At 63.0% G+C, this 4,381-nt stretch carries 5 protein-coding genes; 3 read left to right on the top strand and 2 right to left on the bottom strand.

Annotated elements, in window-relative coordinates; translation table 11 throughout:
• Positions 1-359, bottom strand: a 359-nt coding sequence (locus AC1D1X_RS16630; RefSeq protein WP_477698686.1) for a hypothetical protein, incomplete at its 3' end; no start/stop codon positions are given.
• Between the two features lie 169 nt (positions 360-528).
• Between AC1D1X_RS16630 and pdxA the strand changes: the two genes are divergently transcribed.
• Positions 529-1,605, top strand: coding sequence for a 4-hydroxythreonine-4-phosphate dehydrogenase PdxA (gene pdxA / locus AC1D1X_RS16635; protein WP_477698687.1), 1,077 nt, complete (start codon positions 529-531; stop codon positions 1,603-1,605).
• Between the two features lie 174 nt (positions 1,606-1,779).
• On the opposite strand, the gene mscL is transcribed toward pdxA, so the two are convergent.
• Entirely contained in the window at positions 1,780-2,205 is a 426-nt protein-coding gene (gene mscL / locus AC1D1X_RS16640; RefSeq protein WP_457279696.1) for a large conductance mechanosensitive channel protein MscL, read from the bottom strand.
• A 291-nt stretch (positions 2,206-2,496) separates the two neighbouring features.
• On the opposite strand from mscL, the gene petA reads away from it, so the two are divergent.
• Positions 2,497-3,132, top strand: coding sequence for a ubiquinol-cytochrome c reductase iron-sulfur subunit (petA, locus tag AC1D1X_RS16645; protein WP_457279695.1), 636 nt, complete (start codon positions 2,497-2,499; stop codon positions 3,130-3,132).
• A gap of 127 nt (positions 3,133-3,259) precedes the next feature.
• Positions 3,260-4,381, top strand: a 1,122-nt coding sequence (locus tag AC1D1X_RS16650) for a cytochrome b (protein WP_477698688.1), incomplete at its 3' end; no start/stop codon positions are given.

The raw sequence follows: 4,381 nt of genomic DNA on the forward strand, positions 1-4,381 counted from the left end.
GCGATGCAGACCAGCGTGATGGTTAGCAGGCTGACCTTCATCAGGTGGTCGCGCTGGTGGGCCGACAGCCATTTGCTGGCGCCGAAGCTGCCCATCGACGCGCAAGCCGGCCCGACAAGCAGTTGCGCAATGCCCAGCGACTCCTTGCCGTCCGGCCAGAGCTCCATGGGCAGGCCGCTCAGCAGCATCACCACCAGCCAGCAAAGCGCGAGGTAAGCCAGGGTCTGCCAGGCAGCGCGGGTGCGGCTGTAAAGGGCATCGGCCAGGGCCAGCAGCAGCACCAGGCCAAGTGCGCCGGCCGCAGCACTCCACAGCATCATTTCACCGTCGGACATCAGGACGGGCATGGCAGCATTCATGGCAGGCTGATGTCCTGTGCGCCGGCGAGCTGCCGCTGCGATGTGGTTTGCGCCAAAATACCCCCAGCATGCATCTGACCGACCCCCCTGAATTCATTGATCCGGCGCTGCGCTGTGCAGCCGGTGTGTTGACMTGTTTCTTTGTGATTATGGGGTTTCCTGTAACCAAATGCACCCTGTCGCCGCAATTCACCGCGGCGGCGCCCGGCTTGTGAACAAGCCGCTGCTCATCACCATGGGTGACGCCGCCGGCATCGGCCCGGAGATCATCGCCAGGGCTTTTCGCGACGCGCCCGTTGAAATGGCGGGCTGCGCCGTGGTAGGCGATGTCGCCACGATGCGCCGCGCTGCCGCGCTGACAGCGTCCCCGCTGGCGCTGCCGGTGGCCCGGCTGGACGCCCTGGCCGATGCGGCGGGGGTGCCGCCCCATTGCATCGGGGTGTTGCAAAAATGCGAGTTGGAGACCGTGCCTTACGGCCAGGTCAATGCGCGGGCGGGCCAGGCTGCGGCTGACTGCATCGTCTGGGCGGCGCGCAGCGTGCTGGGTGGCGAGGCATGCGCCATGGTGACGGCGCCCATCCACAAGGAGGCACTGGCGGCGGCCGGTGGCTGGGTGGCCGCTTTTCCGGGCCACACCGAAATGCTTCAGGCCGAGGCGGCCGCTTTTCTGGGTAAATCGGCGGCGGACGTGCCGGTGCGCATGATGCTGGCCAACGATGAACTCAAGACCGTGTTGGTAAGCATTCACATGTCACTGCGGCGCGCCATTGAGGCCGTCACCTTTGACAACGTGTTGCAGACCTTGCGCATCACGCACAGCGCGGTGGCTGCCAGCCTGGGCCGGGCACCGCGCATCGCGGTGGCGGGGCTGAATCCGCACGCCGGTGAAGGCGGACTGTTCGGCAGCGAAGAGCAGGCCATCATCGCGCCGGCCATCGCTGCCGCCCGCGCGCAAGGGCTGGATGTGAGCGGTCCCTTCGCACCCGACACGGTGTTCATGCGTGCACGCCATGCTGTCGGCAAACCCGGCGAGTTTGACGTGGTGGTGGCGATGTACCACGACCAGGGGTTGATCCCGGTCAAATACCTGGGCGTGGAGCAGGGCGTTAACGTGACGCTGGGGCTGCCGCTGGTGCGCACGAGCCCCGACCACGGCACGGCGTTTGACATCGCCGGCACGGGGCGCGCGGACGCATCCAGCTTGCTGGCGGCTGTTCGCATGGCGCGCCAGCTTGTTGCCGGCTGAAAATTCAAGCGAAATCGGGCCCTGGCCCAATAGGAGCCTGCGCAAGCAGCTATTAAATCAATAGCATAGCCATGCCTTCGCAAGCGGGGGCCGCGGTCTGGCTTTGCCAGCCGCAAGGCGCCGTCCCCTGTAGGGGAGAGGCCCGCTACACGAAGTGAGCGGGCAACAGGGGGGTTACTTTTTTAGACTGTCGCGGATTTCGCGCAGCAGCACGATGTCTTCAGGCGGCGCGGCGGGCGGTGGTGCGGCTTCGTGGTGACGTTTGAGCCGGTTGATCTGCTTGACCATCAGGAAAATGATGAAAGCCAGGATGACGAAGTTGACGCTCACCGTCAGGAAGTGGCCATAGGCAAAGACCGGGACCCCAGCCTTTTTGAGGGCTTCAAGCGACATGTCGGTGCCCGGCGGCACAGTGCCCAGCAATACGTACATGCTGGAAAAGTCCAGCTTGCCGAAGACCAGGCCCACCAGCGGCATGATCAGGTCRCTCACCACGGCGTCGACGATCTTGCCGAAAGCGGCGCCAATGATCACGCCTACGGCCAGATCGATCACATTGCCCTTGACGGCAAATTCCTTGAATTCCTGCATCATTCCCATGAGTCTCTCCTGTTATTGGTAGCGGTTGCCGGCCGTACCGGCGTTCTGCAAAAAATGATTATGAAGGCTGGCCGTGTTTTCGGGCGGTGCGAAAGGCGCGGCTTGCAACAAAATATGCGAAGGCGGCCGGCTGCCTTAAAAACGGGCACTTCCGGCCCAGCCATGCGGGCTGCCGCCGCCCGGGCCGGGCCCTCCGCCTTGAAAAACGACATCGCGCTCCGCTACAATTGCGGGTTGACCCCACTAAGCCTCCCACCAAGCCTATTTCAAGCCAGTTCTTGAAGGACTCTCATGACCCAAGCAAGCGAAGCAAGCGCGAACGGTGTGCCCCACGGCGCCCCCGTCGATAAAGATAAAAGAAACTGGCTCGTGGCCACCTGCGCTGTAGGCGGCGCAGGCGTTGCAGCCACCGCAATCCCCTTTGTCAGCACTTTCCAGCCCTCCGAAAAAGCCAAGGCTGCCGGTGCGGCCGTCGAGGTCGATATCTCCGGCGTGAAACCCGGCGAAAAGATCACGGTGGAATGGCGCGGCAAGCCCGTCTGGATCATCAAACGCACGCCCGAGCAGCTCGCCGAGCTGCCCAAGGTCGATGCCCTCCTGGCCGACCCCAAATCCGAGCGCAAGCCCGACGAACTGACCCCCGAATACGCCCGCAACGAAAACCGCTCCATCAAGCCCGAAACGCTGGTGGTGGTGGGCATTTGCTCGCACCTGGGCTGCTCGCCCTCTGACAAGTTCCAGCCCGGCGCACAGCCTTCGCTGCCCAACGACTGGGCCGGCGGCTTCCTGTGCCCCTGCCATGGCTCGACCTTCGACATGGCCGGCCGTGTGTACAAGAACAAGCCCGCGCCGGACAACCTGGAAGTGCCGCCGCACATGTACCTTTCGGACACCCGTCTGCTGATTGGTGAAGACAAGAAGGCCTGAGGCGCTTGCCTTAACCCGCGTTAACCAAGCTCCTTCACAAGACCCTATAGCCAGCACCTGATACCCGCCGACCTTTCTGCCGCGTACCAGGTGCTTGCCAAAGAATCCCACCGAACCAGGATCAGTTATGGCTGAATTCAAAGAAATTTCCCCCGATGCCCCGCTCGCCGTCAAGGCGATGAACTGGGTCGACAACCGGTTTCCCGCCAGCAAGCTCTACAAAGAGCACATGAGCGAGTACTACGCACCGAAGAACTTCAACTTCTGGTACATCTTCGGCTCGCTGGCCATGCTGGTGCTGGTCATCCAGATCGTCACCGGCATCTTCCTCACGATGAATTACAAGCCCGACGCCGCACTGGCTTTCGGCTCTGTCGAATACATCATGCGCGACGTCCCCTGGGGCTGGCTGATCCGCTACATGCACTCCACCGGCGCTTCCGCTTTCTTCGTGGTGGTTTACCTGCACATGTTCCGCGGCCTGCTCTACGGCAGCTACCGCAAGCCGCGCGAGCTGGTCTGGATCTTCGGCTGCGCGATTTTCCTGTGCCTGATGGCCGAGGCCTTCATGGGCTACCTGCTGCCATGGGGCCAGATGAGCTACTGGGGCGCCCAGGTGATCGTCAAYCTGTTTGCCGCCATCCCTTTCATCGGCCCTGACCTCGCGCTGCTGATCCGCGGCGACTATGTGGTCGGTGACGCGACGCTGAACCGCTTCTTTGCTTTCCACGTCATTGCCGTGCCGCTGGTGCTGCTGGGCCTGGTGRCCGCGCACATCATCGCGCTGCATGAAGTCGGCTCCAACAATCCCGACGGCGTTGAAATCAAGGGCCCGAATGCGCCGAAGGACGCCGCAGGCCACCCGCTGGACGGCATACCCTTCCACCCTTACTACACGGTGCACGACATCTTCGGTGTGAGCGTCTTCCTGATGATCTTCACGGCGATCATCTTTTTCGCGCCCGAGTTCGGCGGCTACTTCCTGGAGTACAACAACTTCATCCCGGCCGACCCGCTGAAGACGCCTGCGCACATCGCACCGGTCTGGTACTTCACGCCTTACTACTCGATGCTGCGCGCCATCACCGGTGAAATGGCCGGTGCACTGGGCATCATCGCGATCGTCGCCGCAGTGCTTGCCGCCCGCAAACTCTCCGGCATCTTCAAGCCAGCCGTGCTGGTGATTGCCGTCGGCGCGGCCTTGCTGCTGGGCTTGCTGCCTTCCATCGCCAACTGGATCGGCCTGGTC

The organism is Polaromonas sp. P1_G4, assembly GCF_056405475.1.

Coding starts and splice junctions, on each gene's coding strand:
- pdxA (WP_477698687.1), top strand. CDS start 529: ATGCACCCTGTCGCCGCAATTCACCGCGGCGGCGCCCGGCTTGTGAAC.
- petA (WP_457279695.1), top strand. CDS start 2,497: ATGACCCAAGCAAGCGAAGCAAGCGCGAACGGTGTGCCCCACGGCGCC.